The sequence below is a fragment of the Sinorhizobium sp. 7-81 genome (assembly GCF_030124405.1).
GTDB classification, from domain to species: domain Bacteria; phylum Pseudomonadota; class Alphaproteobacteria; order Rhizobiales; family Rhizobiaceae; genus Sinorhizobium; species Sinorhizobium psoraleae.
Genome location: NZ_JASKLT010000001.1, coordinates 1,390,131 through 1,414,253, shown reverse-complemented (window position 1 = coordinate 1,414,253; position 24,123 = coordinate 1,390,131). Strand labels below are relative to the sequence as shown.

General features: G+C 60.4%; 23 protein-coding genes and 1 tRNA gene. 10 read left to right on the top strand and 14 right to left on the bottom strand.

Annotated elements, in window-relative coordinates; all coding sequences use genetic code 11:
* Positions 1 to 170 precede the first annotated feature (170 nt).
* From QN224_RS06790 to QN224_RS06780, 3 genes are all read right to left on the bottom strand, one after another.
* A complete protein-coding gene (locus tag QN224_RS06790) occupies positions 171 to 317 on the bottom strand; it encodes a hypothetical protein (RefSeq protein ID WP_283976011.1) in 147 nt (48 codons plus the stop codon).
* 67 nt (positions 318 to 384) lie between these two features.
* Positions 385 to 876: a hypothetical protein gene (locus tag QN224_RS06785; protein ID WP_283976010.1), complete on the bottom strand. Its 492-nt coding sequence runs from the start codon at positions 874 to 876 to the stop codon at positions 385 to 387.
* Between the two features lie 129 nt (positions 877 to 1,005).
* Positions 1,006 to 1,081, bottom strand: a tRNA-Thr gene (locus tag QN224_RS06780).
* 155 nt (positions 1,082 to 1,236) lie between these two features.
* Between QN224_RS06780 and QN224_RS06775 the strand changes: the two genes are divergently transcribed.
* Entirely contained in the window at positions 1,237 to 2,010 is a 774-nt protein-coding gene (locus tag QN224_RS06775) for an NAD kinase (protein WP_283976009.1), read from the top strand.
* 84 nt (positions 2,011 to 2,094) lie between these two features.
* Positions 2,095 to 2,613 carry a hypothetical protein gene (locus QN224_RS06770; protein ID WP_283976008.1) on the top strand — a complete coding sequence of 173 codons (519 nt, stop codon included), beginning with the start codon at positions 2,095 to 2,097 and terminating at the stop codon, positions 2,611 to 2,613.
* Positions 2,614 to 2,696: 83 nt separating this feature from the next.
* On the opposite strand, the gene prfB is transcribed toward QN224_RS06770, so the two are convergent.
* From prfB to QN224_RS06755, 3 genes are all read right to left on the bottom strand, one after another.
* Positions 2,697 to 3,828 (bottom strand): peptide chain release factor 2 gene (prfB, locus tag QN224_RS06765; RefSeq protein ID WP_283976007.1). Its coding sequence is split into 2 segments (ribosomal slippage): positions 2,697 to 3,758 and positions 3,760 to 3,828, totalling 1,131 coding nucleotides; the frame shifts between segments, so codons are not numbered across the junction.
* A 97-nt stretch (positions 3,829 to 3,925) separates the two neighbouring features.
* A complete protein-coding gene (locus QN224_RS06760; RefSeq protein WP_283976006.1) occupies positions 3,926 to 6,379 on the bottom strand; it encodes a penicillin-binding protein 1A in 2,454 nt (817 codons plus the stop codon).
* A 359-nt stretch (positions 6,380 to 6,738) separates the two neighbouring features.
* Entirely contained in the window at positions 6,739 to 7,998 is a 1,260-nt protein-coding gene (locus QN224_RS06755; RefSeq protein ID WP_283976005.1) for an N-acetylmuramoyl-L-alanine amidase, read from the bottom strand.
* Positions 7,999 to 8,737: 739 nt separating this feature from the next.
* Between QN224_RS06755 and QN224_RS06750 the strand changes: the two genes are divergently transcribed.
* Entirely contained in the window at positions 8,738 to 11,533 is a 2,796-nt protein-coding gene (locus tag QN224_RS06750) for a ribonuclease E/G (RefSeq protein ID WP_283976004.1), read from the top strand.
* Between the two features lie 179 nt (positions 11,534 to 11,712).
* On the opposite strand, the gene QN224_RS06745 is transcribed toward QN224_RS06750, so the two are convergent.
* Entirely contained in the window at positions 11,713 to 12,870 is a 1,158-nt protein-coding gene (locus QN224_RS06745) for a pyridoxal phosphate-dependent aminotransferase (protein ID WP_283976003.1), read from the bottom strand.
* A gap of 324 nt (positions 12,871 to 13,194) precedes the next feature.
* Here QN224_RS06745 and QN224_RS06740 point away from each other — a divergent pair, with 324 nt between their 5' ends.
* The 5 genes from QN224_RS06740 (at position 13,195) to aat (ending at position 17,039) form a co-directional block, all read left to right on the top strand.
* Positions 13,195 to 13,959 (top strand): DsbA family protein, encoded by a 765-nt coding sequence (locus QN224_RS06740; RefSeq protein WP_283976002.1) that lies wholly within the window; start codon positions 13,195 to 13,197, stop codon positions 13,957 to 13,959.
* Between the two features lie 158 nt (positions 13,960 to 14,117).
* A complete protein-coding gene (gene aroQ / locus QN224_RS06735) occupies positions 14,118 to 14,564 on the top strand; it encodes a type II 3-dehydroquinate dehydratase (protein ID WP_269276494.1) in 447 nt (148 codons plus the stop codon).
* Between the two features lie 24 nt (positions 14,565 to 14,588).
* Positions 14,589 to 15,059: an acetyl-CoA carboxylase biotin carboxyl carrier protein gene (accB, locus tag QN224_RS06730; protein ID WP_283976001.1), complete on the top strand. Its 471-nt coding sequence runs from the start codon at positions 14,589 to 14,591 to the stop codon at positions 15,057 to 15,059.
* 12 nt (positions 15,060 to 15,071) lie between these two features.
* On the top strand, positions 15,072 to 16,415 hold the full coding sequence (gene accC, locus QN224_RS06725; RefSeq protein WP_173513312.1) for an acetyl-CoA carboxylase biotin carboxylase subunit: 1,344 nt from the start codon (positions 15,072 to 15,074) through the stop codon (positions 16,413 to 16,415).
* Positions 16,416 to 16,424: 9 nt separating this feature from the next.
* Positions 16,425 to 17,039: a leucyl/phenylalanyl-tRNA--protein transferase gene (gene aat / locus QN224_RS06720; RefSeq protein ID WP_283976000.1), complete on the top strand. Its 615-nt coding sequence runs from the start codon at positions 16,425 to 16,427 to the stop codon at positions 17,037 to 17,039.
* A gap of 217 nt (positions 17,040 to 17,256) precedes the next feature.
* On the opposite strand, the gene QN224_RS06715 is transcribed toward aat, so the two are convergent.
* The 5 genes from QN224_RS06715 to gatB all read right to left on the bottom strand — a co-directional run bounded on the left by QN224_RS06715 (position 17,257) and on the right by gatB (position 20,989).
* Positions 17,257 to 17,643 carry a DUF2155 domain-containing protein gene (locus QN224_RS06715; RefSeq protein ID WP_246299756.1) on the bottom strand — a complete coding sequence of 129 codons (387 nt, stop codon included), beginning with the start codon at positions 17,641 to 17,643 and terminating at the stop codon, positions 17,257 to 17,259.
* A 273-nt stretch (positions 17,644 to 17,916) separates the two neighbouring features.
* On the bottom strand, positions 17,917 to 18,312 hold the full coding sequence (locus QN224_RS06710; RefSeq protein WP_173512579.1) for an NADH:ubiquinone oxidoreductase subunit NDUFA12: 396 nt from the start codon (positions 18,310 to 18,312) through the stop codon (positions 17,917 to 17,919).
* Positions 18,313 to 18,418: 106 nt separating this feature from the next.
* The gene (locus QN224_RS06705) at positions 18,419 to 18,883 is read right to left on the bottom strand and encodes a GNAT family N-acetyltransferase (RefSeq protein WP_283975999.1); all 465 of its coding nucleotides are present in this window, start codon (positions 18,881 to 18,883) and stop codon (positions 18,419 to 18,421) included.
* 103 nt (positions 18,884 to 18,986) lie between these two features.
* Positions 18,987 to 19,484, bottom strand: a complete 498-nt coding sequence (locus QN224_RS06700) for a GNAT family N-acetyltransferase (protein ID WP_173512577.1) — start codon at positions 19,482 to 19,484, stop codon at positions 18,987 to 18,989.
* A gap of 2 nt (positions 19,485 to 19,486) precedes the next feature.
* Positions 19,487 to 20,989, bottom strand: a complete 1,503-nt coding sequence (gene gatB, locus QN224_RS06695; RefSeq protein WP_283975998.1) for an Asp-tRNA(Asn)/Glu-tRNA(Gln) amidotransferase subunit GatB — start codon at positions 20,987 to 20,989, stop codon at positions 19,487 to 19,489.
* Between the two features lie 162 nt (positions 20,990 to 21,151).
* On the opposite strand from gatB, the gene QN224_RS06690 reads away from it, so the two are divergent.
* Positions 21,152 to 21,454: a DUF1294 domain-containing protein gene (locus QN224_RS06690; protein WP_283975997.1), complete on the top strand. Its 303-nt coding sequence runs from the start codon at positions 21,152 to 21,154 to the stop codon at positions 21,452 to 21,454.
* Between the two features lie 176 nt (positions 21,455 to 21,630).
* The gene (locus tag QN224_RS06685) at positions 21,631 to 21,885 is read left to right on the top strand and encodes a YjhX family toxin (protein ID WP_283975996.1); all 255 of its coding nucleotides are present in this window, start codon (positions 21,631 to 21,633) and stop codon (positions 21,883 to 21,885) included.
* Positions 21,886 to 21,957: 72 nt separating this feature from the next.
* Here the strand turns inward: QN224_RS06685 and QN224_RS06680 are convergent, their stop codons facing one another.
* Together QN224_RS06680 and QN224_RS06675 are read right to left on the bottom strand one after the other, a co-directional pair.
* A complete protein-coding gene (locus QN224_RS06680) occupies positions 21,958 to 23,430 on the bottom strand; it encodes a diguanylate cyclase (protein ID WP_283975995.1) in 1,473 nt (490 codons plus the stop codon).
* 154 nt (positions 23,431 to 23,584) lie between these two features.
* Positions 23,585 to 24,106 carry a GNAT family N-acetyltransferase gene (locus tag QN224_RS06675; protein ID WP_283975994.1) on the bottom strand — a complete coding sequence of 174 codons (522 nt, stop codon included), beginning with the start codon at positions 24,104 to 24,106 and terminating at the stop codon, positions 23,585 to 23,587.
* Positions 24,107 to 24,123: the final 17 nt, after the last annotated feature.

Sequence of the window (24,123 nt, the reverse complement as noted above, 5' to 3'; positions counted from 1 at the left end):
TCGCCCAAACACGTAAGGCTGGCCGGTAAACACGTCATAAACCATCCATGTCCCGTCATGCTCCTGCTTCGAGCGATACCGCTTGGGAGCCACCCCGCGCTTGCCTTCGGTTTTTCCTGTCGCGCCACTCAAAGCTCGCCCTCGGTCGATTCGTCCTCAAGATGAGCTGACTATCGGTCCCGGTCCTTGCTTGTGGATTGCGCTTGCGGCGCCGCTTTTGGATCGTCGGCATTGGGGCGGCGGGCCTTGTCCCAATCCACCTCTTTGCTGATGTCCTCGCCGGCATCAAAGCGCCGATCAAATTCTGTGGCTTTCATTGGCGCGTCCTCTTGGGATCGATCTCGCAATGATAGGCATGCCGCGCATGTTCGCAAGACCCGCGCTTCATCGCCGCGTAGCGAGGCGCCACATCGCGGCGAGATCGTCCAGGCCCATGCGAAGCATATCCGCCGCCACCAGCCGCTTCCGCTTTTCCTTACCGGCGACCTCATGGAGCGATCTTCCTTCGCCCGCTACGGCCGAAACAAGGCCATATAGGCGGGCGCCGAGCAGATCGCGGCAGCGCGCGAGTTCCCGACCGGCGTTCATTTGGCGCTCCGTGATGGGCTCCCGAGCCTTGCCACCGTCAACGTGCTCGCGGCTGTAGTCTATCGCGCCAGCGCCTTTCCCGCCCATCGCCTCGAACAGTGCGCGGAAACGATTAGCGGCGGCCAGCTGCGCCGGATCGATCTGGCCGCGTGATGCAAGCGTGACGATGGCCGATTCGCGGACATTGACCATTGCCGGGATTGTGCGCGGATTGGCCGCATCTGCCGGATGGGCGCGGGAAAAATACGGATTTGGCACCTCGGTGGGGCGAAGCTTTGGCGATGGCATGGGGGAAAGATGCCATGATCCGGGCACAGCGAACACCCAATTTGCGCAAAAAAACGCGCAAAAATCACGAACCCCGGAGCCTGTCGTTTCGGGTCCGTTTTCATACTGCTTTGATTTTATTGTGATTTTTGGTGCCCCCAGAGAGACTCGAACTCCCGACCTACTGATTACAAATCAGCCGCTCTACCAACTGAGCTATAAGGGCACTTTCCGCGCTGGGAGTTATCATATTCTGATTCCGTGTAAAGCAAAAATGCGACTTCTCCGAATTTTTCGGATGCGTTCACGGCAAGGCCGTGCCAGAAAATGGGTTCAGCAAGCCAATCGCCCTGCCCTCTCACGACGAACGGACTGAGTTTCATGGCCCGCAAGTTCAACTCACTCGCCTTCCTCGCCTCCTCGGCCGAAGAGGCGCAAAAAGCGGCGAAAGACCTCAGGGCCATCTATGGCGACCACGAAGCGGACGAGGCCGATGTGATCGTCGCGCTCGGCGGTGACGGTTTCATGTTGCACACACTGCACAAGACTATGAATACCGGCAAACTCGTCTATGGCATGAACCGCGGTTCGGTCGGCTTTCTGATGAACCGCTACAGCACGGAAAACCTGCATCAGCGCATCGAGAAGGCGGTCGAGAACGCCTTCCATCCACTGGAGATGCGGACAACAGACGTCAACGGCAACATATTTACGGCGCTGGCGATCAACGAAGTCTATCTGTTCCGCCAATCCTATCAGGCCGCCAAGCTCAAGGTCATCATCGATGGCAAGACGAGGCTCGAGGAACTGACCTGCGACGGACTTCTGCTGGCGACACCGGCGGGCTCGACGGCATACAATCTTTCCGCGCACGGCCCGATTCTGCCGCTGGAAGCGCCGCTGCTGGCGCTCACGCCCGTCAGCCCGTTCCGCCCGCGGCGCTGGCGCGGCGCGCTGTTGCCCAACCACGTGACCGTGGAGATAGAAATCCTTGAAGCGGACAAGCGGCCGGTCAACGCAGTCGCCGATCACCAGGAAGTCAAGTCGGTCGTCAAGGTGCGCATCGCCGAATCCGAAAAACTGACCGCCCGCATCCTCTCCGACCCGGACCACTCCTGGTCCGACCGCATTCTTGCCGAGCAATTCTCCAATTGAAATCACGCGTTGCACGGATGTGATATAGTTCAAAACGATAGGCGCTGGCCGTCAATCACGCATATCAGGAGGATGCGCCGACCGATGTACAAAGTGCTGTTTCTTGCGCTGTGCCTCTCCCTGCCACCGAGCAAATTGCTGGCGCAGGAATCCACCATCCTTCCTTCAAACGTCATCTTCGTGACAAGCACCGGTTTCTGGGAGGAGAGCGGTGCGCTGTCGCAGGGTCATGCGGAGGAAAAGGCGGGCGGCGCAACGCCCGGCTCGCAAGGGGCGCCGGAAAGTTCGCCTGACGGGAAGCGCGGCTACTACAAGCTCATTGCCCTCCGCCAGAGCGATGGCACCGCGCAGGTGCACCTTCAGCAGATTGCGTCGGCACCGACCGGCCCTGAAGTGGTTTCCTCGGCCGAACTGGAAGAATTCACCGCATTGAAGCCGTATATCACGGACATTCGTCCCGAAACGTCGACCGGCATCACCACGCAGCCGGGCATGTTCGCGACCGTCTATCTGAAGACCGATCCGTCTGCCAAGGAACCGGAATCCTGGACCGTGCTGATCGACGATCTCGGTGACATCAAGATCGAGCGCGCAACGAACTGAGATCAGTCAATATAAAAGGCCGGGCGCGAGACCCGGCCTTCGATAATCCTACGCAGTTCCGGACGAAAACCGTTACCTGTGCTCTAGCTTAGATCTTCGACAAGGGCATCCGCGCCACCCTGTACACGATGGGCAAGGGCAGCTTCCATGAAGTCGTTCAACTCGCCGTCGAGCACATCGCCGGGGCTCGTGCTTTCGACGCCCGTCCGCAAGTCCTTCACCAGCTGGTAGGGCTGGAGAACATAGGACCGGATCTGGTGACCCCATCCGATATCGGTCTTGGAAGCCGCCTCGGCGTTCGCTGCTTCCTCGCGCTTCTTGAGCTCGGCTTCATAAAGCCGCGCGCGCAACATGTCCCAGGCCTTGGCCCGGTTCTTGTGCTGTGAGCGCTCCTGCTGGCACTGCACGACGATGCCGCTCGGCATGTGCGTGATACGCACGGCGGAATCGGTCGTGTTGACGTGCTGGCCACCTGCACCCGAGGAACGGTAGGTATCGATGCGGCAGTCGCTCTCGTTGATATCGATCTGGATCGAATCGTCGACGACCGGATAGACCCAGATGGAGGAGAACGACGTATGCCGCCGGGCATTGCTGTCATAGGGCGAAATACGGACAAGCCGGTGCACGCCCGACTCCGTCTTCAGCCAGCCATAGGCATTATGACCCTTGACGAGAAGTGTGGCGGACTTGATGCCCGCTTCTTCGCCGTCCTGGATTTCCATGAGCTCCACCTTGTAGCCCTGGCGCTCGGCCCAGCGGGTATACATGCGCAGCAGCATGTTCGCCCAGTCCTGGCTTTCCGTGCCGCCGGCACCCGAATGGACTTCGAGATAGGTGTCGTTCTGATCCGCCTCGCCGGAAAGCATAGCCTCAACCTGCTTCTTCGCGGCCTCGTTGCGCAGCTGTTTCAGGGCTTCCTCGGCGTCCGCAACGATTGCTGCGTCGCCTTCTTCCTCGCCGAGTTCGATAAGCTCGATATTGTCACTGAGCTGCTGCTCGAACCGGCGCAGACCGTTTATGCCGTCGTCGAGCTGTTGGCGCTCGCGCATCAGCTTCTGCGCCTCAGCGGCATCGTTCCAGAGCGACGGGTCCTCCGCCTTGTTGTTCAACCAGTCCAGTCGTCTTACCGCCTGGTCCCAGTCAAAGATGCCTCCTCAGCAGGCTTATGGCCTGCTTGATTTCGTCGACAATGTTCTCGATTTCGCTACGCATGATCCTGCTTCTTGTGAACCCGTAAAAAACGTGAGGCTCAAATAACGACGCCCGCCGCCGATGTAAAGGCGACGCGCGGCGCATCGGACATAAAGGGTTAGAACAGGCCGTTCGAGCCGGAGGTTACCGCCTGGTTGGCCTGCGGGGAGTTCCGCAGGATCTCCTCCGGCGGCACATATTGGTCGAGGCCACCGATGACGGAGAAGCTATCGGCAGGGCCTGTGCCCGGCTTGAAGGCCTCGATGATCGTGTCCGGCTCGCCTTCGACAGCCGCCATGCCTGTCTTTCGGTTGACCGGAATGAGGCTCATGCCTTCCGGCACCACGAACTTGCCGGGACGCGTGCCCTTGACCGCCTCCTGGATAAAGGCGTTGAAGATCGGTGCCGAAAGACTGCCGCCGGTCGCCCCACGGCCGAGCGGCGCCGGATCGTCGAAGCCGAGATAGAGGCCTGCCACGAGATCGGGCGTATAGCCGACGAACCAGGCGTCCTTCTCGTCGTTGGTCGTCCCGGTTTTTCCGGCAATCGGACGATCGAGTTGGATCTTGCCGGCCGCCGTGCCACGCGCGATGACGCCTTCCATCATGGAAGTGATCTGATAGGAGGTCATCGGATCGAGGACCTGTTCGCGATTGTCCGTCAGTACAGGCTCTTCCTGCTTTTCCCAGTCGCCGGCATTGCAGTTGTCGCAGGTGCGATCCTCATGCCGGAAAATCGTCTTGCCGTAGCGGTCCTGAATCCGGTCGATCAGCGACGGCTTGATCTGCTTGCCGCCATTGGCGATGACGGCATAAGCCGAGACCATGCGCAGCACCGTGGTTTCGCCCGAGCCGAGCGACATCGAAAGCAGCGGCGGCATCTTGTCGTAGATTCCGAAACGCTCGGCATATTCGGCAACGATGTTCATGCCCATGTCGTTCGCAAGGCGCACCGTCATCAGGTTGCGCGACTTCTCGATGCCAAGACGCAGGGTGGAAGGACCGGCCGAACCGCCCCCGTAATTTTCCGGACGCCAGACCTGGCCGCCGGCAACGATCTCGATCGGCGCGTCGAGGATGACCGAGGCCGGCGTGTAGCCGTTGTCGAGCGCCGCCGCGTAGACGAACGGCTTGAACGACGAGCCGGGCTGGCGCATCGCCTGCGTCGCGCGGTTGAATTCAGACTGGGCATAAGAGAAACCGCCGACCATGGCCAGCACGCGGCCGGTATGCGGATCCATCGCAACCAGCCCGCCCTGCACCTTCGGTGGCTGACGCAGCCGATATTCGCCCTCTTCGCCGGTCGGTTCGACATAGACGACATCACCCGGGCCGAGCACGCCTTCCGGCGACTTGGCGGTCTTGCGCTGGCCACCGGCGGAACGGTAGGCCCACTGCATGTTCTTTGCCGAAATGTACCCTGTCAAACGTTCCGGCACGATCTTGCCGGAGGCTTCCTTCTCCGGCTGGATGCCGATCTCCGCGCCTTCCGCATCGACGGACAGCACGACCGCCAGCTTCCATTCAGGCACATCGCTCAGGGACGCAATCTTGCCGAGCGGTTCGCCCCAGTCGCCACCGATCTCGATCGTCTTGATCGGACCGTGAAACCCACGGCGCTCGTCATAGCTCAAAAGGCCGTCCTGCAGCGCCTTGCGCGCTACGATCTGCAGCTGCGGATCAAGCGACGTACGCACCGAAAGGCCGCCTTCGTAGAGAGCGTTGTCGCCATATTTCTGGATGATCTGCCGACGCACTTCCTCGGCGAAGAAGTCCGACGCGAAAAGATGGGCGCCGCCGCGGCGCGGCGTCACACCTAGCGGCTGCTTCTTCGCATCTTCACCGTCCGCCTTGGTCACGTAGCCATTTTCCACCATCCGGTCGATCACCCAGTTGCGGCGCTCGATCGCGGCCTCCGTCTTGCGGAAGGGATGATAGTTGGCCGGTCCCTTCGGCAGCGCGGCGAGATAGGCGGTTTCGGCAACAGTCAGTTCGGTCACCGACTTGTCGAAATAGGTCAGCGCCGCGCCGGCAATCCCGTAGGAGTTCAGGCCGAAAAAGATCTCGTTGAGATAAAGTTCGAGGATGCGGTCCTTGCTGTAGGCCTGCTCGATGCGGAAAGAAAGGATTGCTTCCTTGATCTTGCGATCAATCGTCTGGTCGGAGGTCAGCAGGAAGTTTTTCGCGACCTGCTGGGTGATCGTCGAAGCGCCGACCGGGCGACGGCCGGAGCCGAAGTTCTGCAGGTTGACGGCGATCGCGCGCACAAGACCGGTGATGTCGACGCCGGGATGCTGGTAGAAATTCTTGTCTTCGGCGGAAATGAAAGCCGCCTTGACGCGGTCGGGGATCGCCTGGATCGGCAGATAGAGGCGCCGCTCGCGGGCATATTCGGCCATCAGGGCGCCATTGCCGGCATGGAAGCGCGTGGTTACCGGCGGCGCATAGTTGGCCAGCACCTCATAATCCGGCAGGTCCTTGGTGATGGCACCAAGGTAGATCGCGACGGCTGCAGCGACGCCAAGCAGCAGAAACGCACCAACGCCGAAAAAATATCCAATCAGTCTGATCATCAGTCAGATACCGGTACCTAATTATCGTCCCATTGCCAGGTCGCCGCCGCATAACGCGAAAGCTCGAAGGCTCCGTGTTCTCGCCAACGAAATCGACCTCGCCAAACTATTCCGTCAGAAATCGTCTGGTATTACAGCTGCACGTTTCTGCCGCTCCCTCTTATGGCGAGGGAGCCCACGCATCAACATTGTTTCCCAACAAATCCGGGCGCCTTGTTCCTAAAGTGCCCGGATTGTGAGTAAAATAGGGCTTGTCGCTGATTATCCCGTGCGCATCCTGTTGAAAAGCATATCGCTGTTACCCGAGCGACACAAATCACTTCCCACACACCGCGGTGCCCCGTCGGACCTGGGTTTGACTAACCGCCGTTTGCAACGGCCGTCTCGCGATAGCGTCGAACGGCCACAGCGAGCAGACCCGACACCTTCTTGCGCCATTCCGGGTCGAGCAACTGCTTCTCGTCGTCCTTGTTCGAAAGAAAGCCGAGTTCGAGCAGGATCGAGGGCACATCCGGCGCCTGCAGGACGCGGAAACCGGCATGGCGATGGGGATTGTTGATCAGTTTGATCTGCCCCTCAAAGGAGGAAACGACCGTACGCGCGAGATTGACCGAGAAGGCCTGGGTTTCGCGCCGCGTGAGATCGATGAGGATGTCCGCCACCTCTGCCGGTTCGCTTTCCAAGGGCACGCCGGCGATCTCGTCGGACAGGTTTTCGCGCTCGGCCAGATTGGCTGCGAGGTGATCGGATGCCTTGTCGGAAATGGTGTAGACCGTGGCCCCGCGAATATCCTTCTGTTTCAGCGTGTCGGCGTGAACCGAGATGAACAGGTTGGCGCCTTTCTGCCGTGCGATCTGCACACGCTGCGGCAGCGACAGGAACTCGTCCCGATCGCGGGTCAGAAACGCCTCGACGCCGGCTTCGCGCTTGAGCGTCGCGACCAGTTCCTCGGCGAAAGCGAGGGTCACATGCTTTTCCTCGGTCTTGGTGACGGTGCCGATCGCGCCTGTATCGATGCCGCCATGGCCGGCGTCGACAGCAATCACGAAGGCGCTAGGGTTTTTCACTGCAGCGGCGACCGGCCGATCGGTCTTTGCCGCACGTACCGTTCCCGTCCACCGCTGGTCGCCGAGAAGCTCGTCGAAGCGGGCCTGGTCGATCTTTTCGGCATCAAGGACAAGCCGGAAGCTCTTGCCGTCCTCTTCGGCCTTCACTTCCGCATGGCTGACCTCCACCGGTCCCTTGGCGGACAGGACGAGGCGCGAGGTACCGACCCCCATCCCGCCGTAGCGGATGGCGTCGAACAGCCCGCGCGGCTCCAGGCTCTCCGGCTTCAGGCCGAAGGAGGTCTGCGGCAAATCGACGATGATGCGGACGGGATTTCCCACGTAATGGATGGAAAATTCCGGCTTTCGGTCGAATTCGACAACGATCCGCGTGCGGGCATCGTCGCCGGCGATGCGAGCACCGAAGGCAAGCAAGGGGGCCGGCTCCGCGGCCTGCACATCGACCATGTCCTGCACCACGGTCATCGCAGCAAATGCAAAGGCGATCACTCTCAGAGAACGACACCACGACGTCACCGATCGCAAAGGACGCAAACGTTTCGCCGAAGGCATCACCCTGGGCTCCCCACAAAATCCGTCGGATATCGGCGGCCGCCCTCCGGCGAGACCACTATCCCCTCAACCAATGAACCCTCATGGTTAACCAAACCTTGATAAACCTCATTATGGCGGCATGGCAACGCGACACGCTGGCGCGAACGGCTTCCTTACCGATCAATTTCACCGGGGCAAGCGAATCGATCAATATTGTGGCGTCAAAGGCTTTTCCCTTGCCAATGTGACATAGAAACCATAAAAGCGTCACAAGGAGAAAGTGTTGACGGGATAGAATCGTCGGCCGGGCAGCCGGAGCTTTTCCAGAGCTTGGCGCCAGGAATGATCGAGCCGGAAATGCCGGTTACAACCGTATCATGCCTTACGCGGCCGCAGGTGTTCATCCGCCGTCGCTGCATTTCCTCCCCGTATACTGGATCGCAAATTTCCGGCGGTGGCCGGAGTTCTTGATGGTGATTTTCACCAGATGCCCGCAAGCGGGCGCATTCATCGGGCCTCGCCTTCGAGGTCCAGGACATTGGCATTCTTGTTTGGTCTTTGATGTGACTCAGCAGTATCGGTCAGAAGTAAAGAGGCCCCGGGACGTGAACGTTCCGGCTGCCGTCTGGCTGCTGCACCTTCACCTGCACCAAACAGGACCTTTCACATCCGGCGCAGTTTTCGACGTGTCTGACGGCCTTCCCAAGGAAGCAGGTCTGTCTGCCGTTGCACCCTCGCGCCGAGGAGCACAACTTAGATGGCAGAGAAAATGCTTATCGATGCGTCTCACGCAGAGGAGACGCGCGTCGTTGTCGTACGCGGGAACCGCATAGAAGAATTCGACTTCGAATCGGAACACAAGAAGCAGATCCGCGGCAATATTTACCTGGCCAAGGTGACCAGGGTGGAGCCTTCGCTCCAGGCCGCTTTCGTTGACTATGGCGGCAATCGCCACGGGTTCCTGGCTTTCGCCGAAATCCATCCGGACTATTACCAGATCCCCCTCGCCGATCGTCAGGCGCTTTTGAAAGCGGAGGCCGAAGAGGCCCGCCGCGACGACGATGTCGAACCGGTCGAGACGGCGAGCGAGCAGAAGCCCGCCCCGGTCGAAGCCGAAGCGGAAACGGTGGCCGAGCTCGCCGAAGCCGTCGAAGCGGCCGCCGAGGAGCCCGCGGAAGTCGAAGCCGTCGCGGAGAAGCCGAAGACAAAGGCAAAGCCGAAGCGCACCCGCCGGACGAAGGCGAAGGTCGCCGAAGAAGCTTCCGAGACGACGGAGAGCCAGGACGGCGGCGAAGAGACTGGCAGCGGCGAGATGGCCGCCATCGTCGAAACCGATTCGATTTCCGAGGACGTCGATACGCGGCGGCGCCGCGACGACGATGATGACGACGACGACGCCCATGACGGCGAGAAGGAAATCATCGAATCCGTCGGCGCCGAAGATGCGATGGAAGAAGTTCCGGACCGTCAGGTGCGCAGACCCCGCAAGCAGTACCGCATTCAGGAAGTGATCAAGCGCCGGCAGATCCTGCTGGTCCAGGTTGCCAAGGAAGAGCGCGGCAACAAGGGTGCCGCACTCACCACCTATCTCTCGCTCGCGGGTCGCTACTCGGTTCTGATGCCGAACACTGCGCGCGGCGGCGGCATTTCCCGCAAGATCACCAACCTCCAAGACCGCAAGCGGCTGAAGGAAATCGCTCGCGGACTCGAAGTGCCGCAGGGCATGGGCGTGATCCTGCGCACGGCCGGCGCCAACCGTACCAAAGTCGAGGTCAAGCGCGACTTCGAATACCTGATGCGCCTCTGGGAAAACGTCCGTACGCTGACGTTGAACTCGACCGCGCCTTGCCTCGTCTACGAGGAAGGCAGCCTGATCAAGCGCTCGATCCGGGATCTCTACAACAAGGACATCAGCGAGATCATCGTCTCCGGCGAGGAAGGCTACAAGGAAGCCAAGGGCTTCATGAAGATGCTGATGCCGAGCCACGCGAAGGTCGTGCAGCCCTATCGCGACGTGCATCCGATCTTCTCGCGCTCCGGCATCGAGGCACAGCTTGATCGCATGCTGCAGCCGCAGGTAACGCTCAAGTCGGGCGGCTATATCATCATCAACCAGACGGAAGCGCTCGTTTCGATCGACGTCAACTCCGGCCGGTCGACCCGCGAGCACTCGATCGAGGACACCGCCCTCCAGACCAACCTGGAGGCGGCCGAGGAAGTGGCGCGGCAATTGCGCCTGCGCGACCTTGCCGGCCTCGTGGTGATCGACTTCATCGACATGGAGGAGAAGCGCAACAACCGCGCGGTCGAGAAGAAGCTCAAAGACTGCCTGAAGAACGACAGAGCACGCATTCAGGTCGGCCGTATCTCGCATTTCGGCCTGCTTGAAATGTCGCGCCAGCGCATCCGTGCCTCGGTTCTTGAAAGCACGATGCAGACTTGCCCGCACTGCAACGGCACGGGTCATGTGCGTTCGCAGTCCTCGGTCGCGCTGCATGTGCTGCGCGGCATCGAGGAGTATCTGCTCAAGAACACGACGCACGACATCACCGTACGCACGATCCCCGAAATCGCGCTTTACCTGCTCAACCAGAAGCGCGGTACGATCATGGATTACGAACAGCGCTTCGGAGTCTCGATCATCATTGAGGCCGACGCCCATGTCGGCGCGCAGCATTTCGCAATAGATCGCGGAGAGCCGGTCGAGAACCCGGTCAAGATCGAACAGCTTCTGCACTTCGAGCCGGAACCGGAAGAAGACGACGTCGTGATCGAGGAAGATCTGGACGAGGAAGAAGCCGCAGAAGCCGCGGCCGAGCGTCCGGAGCCAGCAAAGGCACAGCAGGCCGACGAACAGGGTGGCCGCAAGCGCAAGCGCCGTCGTCGTCGGCGCGGCAAGGGCGGCGGTCCGGCGACGGAAGCAGTGGCCGCTGAAGCTGACGAGACGCTGGAAAGTGTGGCCGACGAAGCTGAAGAGGCCGAGGACGAAGAAGACGCTCAGGAGGCTGGAGCAGCAGCGGAGGACGATGCCGAGCAGAAGCGCAAGCGTCGACGCCGCGGCAAGCGTGGCGGCCGCCGCAACAAGCTGGAATCGGCAGAAGGCGAGACCACTGGCGATGTTGCTGCTGAAGCCGCCGACGAAGATGCTGCAGCCGACGATGCCGTAGCCGAAGAGGCGGAAGCGGTGGAGCCCGTAGCCGAAGCGCCTGTTTTGGCCGAGGCCGCATCCGTGGAAACGGTGTCGGAAGAAACGAAGCCGGCCAAGCCGAAGCGTACTCGCAAGAAGGCGGTGAAAGTCGACGCCGACGTTGACGAGGCAGCCCAGACGGCAGTCGAAGCGCAGTCGGAGACTGTAGATCCGGCGGCGGAAGCCGTCGAGGAAGCCGGCGCCGATCTCGAAGGGGCAAAGCCCACGAGGGCTAATCGCGACCTCGCGACGATCGCGTCCGAACCCGTCATCACCTCGAATGTCTCAAACAAGAAGGAGACCAACGACGAGGAGCCTCCGAAGCCGAAAAAGGGCGGCTGGTGGCAACGCCGCGGTTTCTTCTGAGCCAGAGATAGAATGACTGAACAAAAAGCCCGGATTCGCTCCGGGCTTTTTTTTGGTTCCTGCCCGCTACGGTTGCCGCAGGCGGTGTATCGTAGCCGAGTGGTCGCGACCGAGGGTACATCGCGCGCTTGCGACGGAGATTCCAACAATCGCCATAACCGCCTGGGACGACGTGGCAATCAGGCCAGCCAGCGGGAGACGCGATCCATTGCCTCCGACATCTCCGCTGCGGATCCAGCGTAGGAGAACCGCATTGTGCGGTGCCCTTCCACAGGATCGAAGTCGAAACCGGGCGTCGCCGCCACATTGATCTCGGCCAGCATCCGGCGCGCAAAGGCCATGCTGTCATTGGTAAACCGGCTGACGTCGACATAGGCGTAGAAGGCCCCGTCCATCGGCGAGGCGATCGAGAGGCCGATCTGCGGCAGGCGCTTCATCAGGAGTTCGCGGTTGGCTGCATAGGCTGCCTTGTACCCGTCCAACTCTTCATGCGCGTCGAGCGCCGCTTCGGCGGCGATCTGGGACAGCTCCGGCGGCGAAATATAAAGGCTCTGGGCCAGGCGCTCGAAGCTGCGCACCTGCACCTCCGGCAGCACCATCCAGCCGATGCGCCAACCGGTCATGCAATAGTATTTCGAGAAGGAGTTGATCACGACTACATCGTCGGTCACTTCAAGCGCCGTGGCCTCTTCGCCAACGAATGTCAGACCGTGATAGATCTCGTCGGAAATGAAAGTGATGTGTTCGGCGCTGCAATAATCCGCAAGTGCCTTGAGACCCGCCCGGCCCGTCACAGTTCCGGTGGGATTGGCCGGGCTTGCAAGAAGCACGCCCTTGAGTGGCTTGCCGATGCGGTCGGCGGCGCGCGCGAGGCTTTCCGGCGTCAAGGTGAAGCCGGTTTCACTGCCAGCCTCAACCTCAACGACCGTAAGACCCAGGGCCTGCAATATGTTGCGATAGGCGGGATATCCCGGACGGGCGATGGCGACGCAATCACCTGGATCGAAGAGCGCGAGGAAGGCGAGATTGAAGGCGGCCGACGAGCCAGTCGTGACAGCAATCCGCTGCGGATCGAAGGCAAGGCCATGACGTCTGTGGTAGTGGCGAGCGATCGCCGTCTTCAAGGACAGCGTGCCAAGCGCGTCAGTGTAGCCGAGGCGGCCGTGCTCAAGGGCGCACCTTGCTGCTTCAAGCGCCGCCTTCGGGGCCGGATGGACCGGCTGACCGACTGCCATCGAAATGACCGGATGGCCGGCATCGCGCCGCCGTGTGGCTTCCGCCAACACATCCATGGCATGAAAGGGCTCGACGGCACTGCGTTTCGACATCTGTGTCAATGTAAATCCTCTGCTGCATGTCGATAAAATCGAAAGAGGAAAACATGCAGCAATTCAAATTGCTACAGCGTCATTTGCGCGTCTGACAAGACGCGGCGCTGTGGAAGCGGGCTAGTCTGCGCCCCTTTGCCTGATCATCTCGAGCTTCACAAGTGCGAGAGTGCCGCATTTCCGCCGATTTTGCCGTTTCGTTTCGCCGCGGCGCACCCTATGCTCGCATAAAAGGGTGCGAACCTTGGATAATTGTTGTCTTTCAAATACGCACATTGACGCAGCCGTGCGAAATGAACGACAGACAGAATACGGAAAGACAACGAGGAAAGAATGACCTTCAAGAAGATGATTGCCGCTGGGACGCTGCTCGCGCTTGTTGCGGGCGTAGCCTTGCCGCAGACGGCCGCCGCGCTCGATGCGAAACAGAAGGAAGAGTTCGGCGCCTTCATCAAGGAATATCTGCTCGCCAATCCCGAGGTCATGCTCGAGGTGCAGGAAGCCCTTGCAGCCAAGCAACGCGCCAAGCAGCAGGAAGCGGCCGAGGCGGCGATCGCCAAGAACAAGAAGGCGATCTTCCAATCCGATCACGATGTGACCCTCGGCAATCCTGACGGCGACGTGACGATCGTCGAGTTCTATGATTACAATTGCGGCTATTGCAAACGGGCACTCTCCGACATGGATGCGATCATCACGGCGGACAAGAACGTCCGTTTCGTGCTGAAGGAACTGCCGATCCTCGGGCCTGACTCCCTTGCCGCGCACAAGGTCAGCGCTGCCTTCCGCCTGATCGCTCCCGAAAAATACGGCGACTTCCACCGCGCTCTGCTTGGAGGCGAGGAGCGGGCGACTGAGGAAACGGCGATCGCCGTCGCGGCGAAACTCGGCGTAACCGAGGAACAACTGCGGGAGAAGATGGAAAAAGAACCGCATGATTCCGCCGTGCGCGAGGCTTATACGCTCGCAAACGAGCTCGGCATCACCGGCACACCATCCTATGTGATCGGCAATGAAGCGGTCTTCGGCGCCGTCGGGGCCAACGAGATCGTGACGAAGGTGGCGAACATGCGCAGCTGCGGCAAGACCGTCTGCTGAACCGACAGACACCACAAAGATGTCAAGCGGCCTTCCCCAGGTCGTGTTCCTCTCAAATCACCGTCACTTGTGGACAAATCCGGCGGGGGCCTAAGGGGCTTTTCCTCGCGAAACCATCAGTCTATAGGTAACCCTCCATCATCGGACCGGAATCCCTTATGCCCTCGACGATTTTTGTGCTGAACGGCCCTAACCTGAATGCGCTCGGCAAGCGCGAGCCAGGTATTTATGGCGGCCAGACGTTGGCCGACATCGAGGCGATGTGCAAGTCTGAGGGCAAGTTGCTTGGCTTCGACGTCGATTTCCGGCAGTCGAACCACGAAGGCACTCTGGTCGACTGGCTGCACGAAGCCGGCGAAAAGGCCGCAGGCGTCGCCATCAACCCGGGCGCCTACGGCCACACCTCGATTGCCATGCATGATGCCATTCGTGCAATTGCTGTTCCCGTCGTGGAACTGCATCTTTCCAACATCCATGCGCGCGAGGAATTCCGCCACAAGTCGATGATCGCACCGGCCGTCAAGGGCGTGATCTGCGGGTTCGGCGCGCAGAGTTACATTCTGGCGCTGCATGCGCTAAAGAACCTGACGGACAAATCGAAATAAGAAGAACACGAGGCTCATACTCCCATGGCTGAAAAGAAACCGGGTATCGATCAGGCGCTGATCCGCGATCTCGCCAATATCCTCAATGATACCGATCTGACCGAGATCGAGGTGGAGCAGGACGATCTGCGCATCCGCGTTTCGCGCAATGGCACGCCTGTCGCGATGTCGATGCCGGCAATGCCCACCTATCAGGCGCCGCCCCAGGTCGCCGCACCGCAGCCCGCCGCCGCCCCGGTTGCCGAAGGCGGCCGCAATTCCAAGAATGCCGTAACGGCCCCGATGGTCGGTACCGCCTATCTGTCGCCTGCGCCGGGTGCCCGCCCGTTCATCGAAGTCGGCGCGCTGGTCAAGGAAGGCCAGACGATCCTGATCATCGAGGCGATGAAGACGATGAACCAGATTCCGGCACCGCGCGCCGGCAAGGTCACCGAGATTCTCGTTCAGGACGCGGCCCCTGTAGAATATGGCGAACCCCTGATCGTGATCGAGTAACGCACGATGGCGATGATCTCGAAAATCCTCATTGCCAATCGCGGCGAAATCGCTCTGCGGGTGCTGCGCGCCTGCAAGGAGCTCGGCATCGCAACCGTTGCCGTGCATTCGACGGCCGACAGCGACGCGATGCATGTCCGGCTGGCGGACGAAAGCGTCTGCATTGGACCGCCGCCTTCACGCGAGAGCTATCTGAATATCCATCAGATCGTCGCCGCCTGTGAAATCACCGGCGCCGATGCCGTGCATCCGGGCTACGGCTTCCTCTCGGAAAATGCCAAGTTCGCGGACATCCTCGACGCGCACGACATAACCTTCATTGGTCCGACAGCCGAACATATTCGCCTCATGGGCGACAAGATCACTGCCAAGAAGACGGCGGAAGCGCTTGGCATTCCGGTCGTGCCTGGTTCCGAAGGCGAGGTGAAGCCCGAGAATGCGCTTGAAGTCGCCCGCAAGATCGGCTTCCCGGTGCTGATCAAGGCGACGGCCGGCGGCGGCGGCCGCGGCATGAAGGTCGCGAGAACCGAAGACGACCTCGAGCATGCCGTCGCAACGGCGCGCGCCGAAGCGGCAGCGGCTTTCGGCAACGAAGCCGTCTATATGGAAAAGTTTCTCGGCAGGCCGCGCCATATCGAAGTCCAGATCGTCGGCGACGGCGAAGGCAATGCCATCCATCTCGGTGAACGCGACTGCTCGCTGCAGCGCCGCCACCAGAAGGTCTGGGAAGAAGCCAACTCGCCTGCGCTCAACGTCGATCAGCGCATGAAGATCGGCCAGATCTGTGCCGATGCGATGAAGAAGATGAAGTATCGCGGCGCCGGGACGATCGAGTTCCTCTATGAGGACGGCGAGTTCTATTTCATCGAAATGAACACGCGCTTGCAGGTGGAGCACCCGATCACCGAGGCAATCACCGGCATCGACCTGGTGCACGAACAGATCCGCGTGGCATCGGGCGCCGGTCTCTCGGTCAAGCAGGAAGATATCGTTTTCTCGGGCCACGCCATCGAATGCCGCATCAATGCGGAAGACCCACGCACCTTCGTGCCCTCCCCGGGTACGATCACGCATTTCCACGCGCCGGGGGGCCTCGGCGTGCGTGTCGACAGCGGCGCCTATCAGGGCTATCGCATTCCGCCCTATTACGACAGCCTGATCGGCAAACTGATCGTCCACGGCCGGACGCGCGTCGAGTGCATGATGCGGCTTCGCCGCGTACTCGATGAATTCGTCATCGACGGTATCAAGACGACCTTGCCGCTGTTCCAGGAACTGATCAACAATCAGGACATCGCCAACGGCGACTATGACATCCACTGGCTGGAGCACCATCTGGCCACAACATCCGCATAGGACAAAGAGTTGAAAGGGACGCGCAGCAAACAACCGGACATTACGCCGGACATGTTGCTGCGCGCCTATTCGATCGGCCTCTTCCCAATGGCCGACTCGGCCGATGATCCGGAACTCTTCTGGGTCGAGCCGGAAATACGCGGCATCATTCCGCTTGACGCTTTCCATATCTCGCGCAGCCTGGCGAAGACAATTCGCCGCCGCCCGTTCGAGATTCGCTACAACACCGCTTTCGAAGCGGTGATCGAAGGATGCGCAAAGCCAGCGCCGGACCGGCCCACAACCTGGATCAACGACAAGATCCGCTCGCTCTATGCGGCCCTTCACCGGATGGGTTATGCCCACAGCGTCGAAGCCTGGCAGGATAACGCGCTTGTGGGCGGTCTCTATGGGGTCTCGCTCGGGGCCGCCTTCTTTGGCGAGAGCATGTTCTCGCTGCGCAGCGATGCCTCCAAGATCTGCCTCGTCCACCTGGTCGAGCGCCTGCGGGCGAGGGGATTCCAGCTCCTTGATACCCAGTTCACGACCGAGCACCTGAAATCGTTCGGCGCGATCGATGTGCCCAAGGCCGAGTACGAGGTTCTGCTGGCGAGAGCGATGGCCTCGTCGGACTTGCCGTTTTAGCTGCACGCTTGCCCAGCACGCGGCGGCCTGTCACTCATGCCTCGACGGCGCTGCGCCGCAGCGCGCGCTCCAAGATAAATCTTCTCGTTAAATCGGCTTCGGCTACTGCATCATTGCTTGCCGATTCACGGTCAGCCATGCAGCAATTCGACATCTTTGCGCGTGTGATAAGACGGGCGGCGCTGCAAGGTATGTCACAGCGACGGTTGCCGGCAATCTACTGCTTCGCTGCAGTGTCCGGCGGCGGCAGGTCGGACGTTGCCTTGCAGGACTGCAGCCAGACGTCATAGACGGGGTGCTCAACGGCATTCAGGCCCGGGCTGTCAGCGAACATCCAGCCGGTGAAGATGCGCCGGATCTTGCGATCGAGCGTGATCTCTTCGACTTCCACAAAGGTCGTGGTCTTCGGCGCTTCCGTGTCGTCGCGGCTGTAGCAGACGCGCGGCGTTACCTGCAGTGCGCCGAACTGCACGGTCTCGCCGATATAAACGTCGAACGTCGTGATGCGGCCGGTAATCTTGTCGATACCGGAGAAAACCGCGACGGGATTGGAAAGACGCGTTGCACGCGCGATATCGGTGGAGGACATCAACGGCAGCGCCATCAGCAGCGCAAGGCTCGCTTGACGGGCCGCCCGGCCGATCCAGTTCTGCAGACAGAAACCTGCCATTTACGCCAGTCTCCCCCGCGCTTTCCTATTCGTGCTTGGAGCGGTTCGTTCCAATTGAACCATGCGCCAACTCCTGTTTGCCGCATTTCCGGACGGCAACCGATTTCCGTATCACCTGGAATTGCTCCGGCCTTCAGGCGCTAAACCCGAAATGTGGCTGCGCCATGATCGAGGGGTTCGCTCATATCTTGTAAAGATGAACCGGGCTCAGGAGCGTGGCGTCCAGGCGTCGTAGTCGCCGGTCACGCGCGGGCGCTCGCCCACGCCCGCGATAGACCCTTTCGGGCGATAGGCGTTCGGCGTGCCCGTCTGGTTCGAACGATGCGGCTTCTGCCACTCGCGGGCTACGTATTTCTCGTCGGCGGGGGAAATGTCCGTACGGTGATGCATCCAGCCGTGCCAGCCGGGCGGGATGGCCGAAGCCTCGGCAGGTCCATTGTAGATCACCCAGCGCCGCGTACGACCTTCGGAATCCGTACCACCCTGATAGTAGACGTTGCCGAATTCGTCTTCACCCACGCGTTTGCCAAAGCGCCAGGTATGAAAACGCGTACCGATTGTCTGTTGGTTCCACCAAGTGAAAATCTGCAGCAGAAGCTTCATGGGTCTTCCTTCACCGGCCGTTGGGAAGGCAGCCGGACATCAATATCATGCTCCCGCTTATGCCCCGCCACTCATGCCTTGTCCAGTGATTCTGCTTTGCCGCCAGTCATTTCAGCCGCATCTTGAAGCCGATATGACTGCGCTCAAAACCAAGGCGCTCGTAAAATCGATGCGCATCGGCTCGCACGATGTTGGAGGTCAGTTGGACTTTCGAGGCTCCCTTCTCCCGAGCCTCGGCGACCGCGTGGCGAACCATGCGCTCGCCTATGCCGAGACCCCGCATGTCTTCGCGTGTCTGTACAGCCTCGATCACGAGGCTCGAACTGCCTCGCCCGGGAAGCGATGTCAGCAGCGCCGTCTGGAACGTGCCTACCACCTCGCCGCGGAGGATAGCCACATACAGGGTCTGGTGGGGCGACCCGCTGATCTCTTCAAACGCCGAGAGATAGTCGCGGAAGGCTTCCGGTTCAGTCGTGTCGCCGTGCCCGCCGAGCCGATCGTTGGCAAAAAGGGCAATGATCGCGGGCAAGTCCCCGCGCTCGGCTTGGCGGATTTCGAGGTCGATCGTCATTTCCCGTTTCTCCCGTGGCATCAACGCTGCGGCGCATCAATCACCAGGAGGCTACAATTTCATGACAACCGGCGCGTATTCGCATCGAAACTGACCGCGAGGGCTAGGGAAGCTGCTTCTCCAGGATAAGCGCCGGAACGCCCGACTGTTCGTCTCCGCAATTCGCCGTCCTTCCTACTTCGGAAAAGCCATGCGCCCGATAGAACCCCAGTGCGTGAAGGTTTTGCGGCTCGACTTCCAAGCGCATGCGCTCAGCATCCGGAAAACAGGTTTCGAGTTCGGCAAACATGTCGCGGCCGATGCCCTGTCCTTGATATTTCGGAAGAACGTAGAGTTGATGGAGGACGGCGGTTTTCGCAAGCGAGTCCGACATCGCCGCATAGCCCATGCCGGCAAGCTCTCTGCCGTTATCGGCAACGACGAATTCGGCATTCTTTCGCTGCAGGCGCTTTCTCAAGGCGTCGATCGAATGCCATCTGGCGGTGAGTTCGTCGACTTTGTCGGCTCCGTAAAGCGTGTCGTAGGTCGCATGCCACGTCTCGGCCAGCAAGGCGCGGACCTTTTCGAGGTCGCGCTCACTGGCCGTGCGGACGAAAAACATGGTCATTCCTCGATGCCGAGCTTGGCCTTGACAAGCGCCTGAACAGCCTGCGGGTTCGCCTTGCCGCCAGTTGCCTTCATGACCTGGCCGACGAACCAGCCGGCGAGCGAAGGCTTTGCCTTGGCCTTTTCCACCTGATCGGGATTGGCGGCAATGATTTCATCGACGGCATTCTCGATTGCACCGGTGTCGGTGACCTGCTTCATGCCGCGTGTCTCGACGATCTCGGCCGGATCGCCACCTTCGTTCCAGATAATTTCAAAGAGGTCCTTGGCGATCTTGCCGGAGATGGTTTCGGCCTTGATGAGGTCGATGATGCCGCCGAGCTGAGCGGGCGAAACCGGTGTCTCTTCAATGGTTTTGCCGGCTTTGTTCAAGGCGCCCAATAGGTCGTTGATGACCCAGTTGGCTGCCATCTTGCCGTCACGTCCGGCGGCCACCGCCTCGAAATAGTCGGCAATCGCCTTCTCCGACACGAGAACCGAGGCATCATAGACCGAAAGGCCCATGTCGCGGACGAAGCGCTCCTTCTTGTCGTCCGGCAGTTCCGGAAGATCGGCCTTCAAGGCCTCGACGAACGCGTCGTCGAATTCGAGCGGCAGCAGGTCCGGATCCGGGAAGTAACGATAGTCATGCGCCTCTTCCTTCGAGCGCATGGAACGCGTCTCGCCCTTGTTCGCGTCGAAGAGCCGCGTTTCCTGATCGACGACGCCGCCATCCTCAAGGATCGCGATCTGGCGGCGCGCCTCGTATTCGATCGCCTGGCCGACGAAGCGGATCGAGTTGACGTTCTTGATTTCGCAGCGCGTGCCGAAAGGCTCGCCGGGGCGGCGGACGGAAACGTTGACGTCCGCCCGCATCGAGCCTTCGTCCATGTTGCCGTCGCAGGTGCCGAGATAACGCACGATCGAGCGCAGCTTGGTGAGATACGCCTTCGCCTCGTCCGACGACCGCAGGTCGGGCTTCGAAACGATTTCCATCAACGCGACGCCCGAGCGATTGAGATCGACATAGGACATCGACGGATGCTGATCGTGCATGGACTTTCCGGCATCCTGCTCCAGATGCAGACGCTCGATGCCGATCTCGACATCCTCGAACTGTCCCTGCCGGTCCGGCCCGATCGAAATGATGATCTTGCCTTCGCCGACGATCGGATCCTTGTACTGCGAGATCTGATAGCCCTGCGGCAGGTCCGGATAGAAGTAGTTCTTCCGGTCGAAGATGGAGCGATTGTTGATCTTGGCCTTGAGGCCGAGACCGGTGCGAACCGCCTGCTTGACGCATTCCTCGTTGATGACCGGCAGCATGCCCGGCATAGCGGCATCGACCAGCGAGACATTGGCATTGGGCGCATTGCCGAATTCCGTCGACGCACCCGAGAACAGCTTCGAATTGCTGAGCACCTGGGCATGGACTTCCATGCCGATGATGACTTCCCAGTCGCCGGTAGCACCGGGAATGAAGCGTTTCGGATCGGGAGTGCGGACGTCGACAATGCTCATGTCATGCTCTTCTTTGAAGCCTGATTTTCGAGGTTTCTCGGTAGAGCAATTGGACCGCTGGTGCAAGGCTTGTGAGACCCGGGAAGACCGACCGCGCGGTCGGGAACCGCCTTTAATGAAGCATTGGACACCTTGTGCCTATTATCGCCTATGTCGCCAATGATGACCCTTGTTGTCCTCGCAAGTATCAACCTCGCCACTTACTGTTTGTTCTGGCTGGATAAACGAGCGGCGCAGCGCAACGCCTGGCGCGCGTCGGAGCGCATGTTGCTGACGTTTGCCATTGCCGGTGGCTCTCTCGGTGCGCTCGCCGCGTGTCATATTCATCGGCACAAGACACGCAAAGAACCGTTCCGGACGTTGCTTCTCTCCATCGTCACCTTCCATGTCGGCCTGGTTGTCGCCACTGCTTTTACAGATCCAGAACTGCCGTCACTTCTTGACGCCTGGGCGGCCATTTTTTAGAAGAATCATCGTTCGAATGGAGTCTTGATGTACTTTCAGTCTGAGTCCCGGTAAGGGCCCTGCCCGCGGTCACCACGACTTGCGCGCACGGGCCGGAAACGTGAACCCCGCTCATCCCAGGATTTGCGGAACGTTTTCCTGCGTTCTCACGAGCGCCATTCCGGAATACTCAAACCATGGACATCTCGCGCGCGGAACAGCGCATTCTTCACCATTTGGCCCAGGGCGGCCGCATTGAAATCACCCGCGAAGGCAAGGCGATCGCCGAAATCCGTTGTTTCACACGAGATGGCTGGGTCTATCCCGGCGTCGATCTCGAGCTATTTCGCAAGCTGAAACAAAAAAAGGCGATCAAGTCCTTGGGCGGAAAGCCCTACCGCATCACCGAGCGCGGTCTCTATCTCGTCAGATCGGAACTCAACAACCGCTGAGTGCTCCAACTCCGATCATCCCTGGAGATTTTGCGATCTCCGGGGAGTTGACGGGATCCGTCTGGATCGGCCTCACGTTTCAACGATCGCTTCCGGCGGTATCACCTTCTCGGCGGAAACCGGTCCAACGACGCGATCCCGCCCCGCCGCCTTGGCACCGTAGAGGGCGACATCGGCTTGCGACAGCAGGTGTGAGAGCCCCAGCTTCGGCGACGCCAGCGTTGCGACCCCCACGCTGGCCGTGACGCTCAACTTCCCGCCGTGCTCGAGATCGACGGTCGCAGAACGCACTGCGTGCGCGACGCGCTCTGCCACGTCGCTTGCGTCTTGCAGGGACTGGCGCGCGAGCACGATCGCGAACTCCTCGCCGCCGAGCCGGCCGAGGAGATCATCTGCCCGCAGCGTGCCGGAGATGGTTCGTGCCACGACCTGCAAGACACGGTCGCCGACGGCATGCCCGTAAGTATCGTTGATGGCCTTGAAATGGTCGATGTCGAGCATCATTGCGAAGGCGCGCTCGTTGCTCTTCTCCAGCCGCGTAATCAAGGCGCTCGCGCGCGCCATGAAGGCGCCGCGCGCCAGACATTGCGTAAGAGAGTCATAGTCGACCGCATGTGAAAGGCGGGCGATCAGGCTGCGGCGCGCCATGTCGATACTCGCCACCGTCAAAGGCCCGAGGGCAAGCAGCGTTATCCCAAGCCGGGTCGATGTCAGCGTCGCTTCGGCAACGCCGCTCACCCCAAGGCGCAAGGCGCCAGACGCAACCGCCATCTGCGTCAAGAGACAGACAATCATCGTCAGCGCCGTGGTCGCGAAGAGACCGTAGCTCAATGCGCACCAGATCAATGCGGGAACCGGAAAGGCTATGGCGCCCGGCCCGCCGACGAGCAGAGCGGCACCGCAGGAGAGCAGGAGGAGGATCAGAGGCAGCGGATGTGCCGCCAGGGCCAGCCCCTGCTTCAAGAACGCCGCCCTTCTCGATCTGCGAACAAGGGACGGCATAGTCTGGAACGCCGGCACCAGGACCGTGTAGTTGACCAGATCCGTCGTGAGCCATGAAAGATACGCAGTCCAGGCGGGTTCATCGAAAAATCGCACACTGGCAACGGCTCCGACCACGGACGCGCAGGCACCGGCGACTGCTGCGACGGCGAACATGTAGAGGACGGAGAGCGGCCGGCGCAGACGCCGGTCCTCCTCGCGAAGGCGCATGAAAAGGCTGTAGCCTAGGCCGGCGCTGACCAGGTTGGCGGCATTCAGCCCGATCGCCTGCCAAAGACCGGAGCCGGTAGCGACGTCGGCCATCACATAGCCGGTTGCCGCCGAGAACCATCCGGCCGGGGAAGCCAGCGATGGATTGCGCAGCATCAGACCAAGCAAAATCGCGTTTGCCGGCCAGATCGAAGCCAGCATCCCCACCGGTCGGCTGAAAATACCGAGCAGGCTCGCGATGAAGACGATCAGTCCAAGGCCGGCAATCAGGAGCGGATGAAAGGAAAACTTAACAAACGCCGGTCGTTCAATACTATTTTCAAATATCTGCAACGAGCGCCCCCACGTCGCCACGTAATTTCATAACCGCAACATTTCATGGAGTAAGTGAACGAGGTGTGAATAAAGCGAGGAAAACGCAGCATTCTCGAAACCGGGATTTCTTGAAGCGGCGCCGATTTAAGGAAATATGCTGCAGGTCTCGGCGTCAAACTTCCTGAAATTTATTCTGAGGAAACGCGTCGATCGAGTCTGAGATGAGCGGTTTGCTCAGCCCGATGAATTGGACGTCACGATCGAGCTTCTGCGAATAGGCCGTCGATAGCCAATTCACGCGATAACCGGACCTCTGGAAGAAGGCAATGGCGGAGGCGTTTTGCGCATGCGTCCTGGCGCTTGCCGTATCGAATCCGTCTGCCACGATGCGCTTCTCGATATGCGCAAGCAAAAAGCTACCGAGGCCCCTGCCCTGAGTCTCCGGTTCGATCCATAAGTCGGAGATCGTGCCGTCGAGATCTTCGCGCGCTACCCAACCGCGGACGCGCCCTCCTTCTTCGACCAACTGGACGGTGTGCCAATGACGAGCGAGGAAGGTGTCGAACGCCTGTTCCGCGAGCCGGCGCATTTTTGCTGCATCGGCAAGCGCGGCAATAGCCTGTTCCCAGGCCCTCAGGCCGATCGCGGCGAGAAGCCGAATTTCGCTTTGACGGGCATGGCGGACGATGAACATGGAGCGGTCCCTTTCCG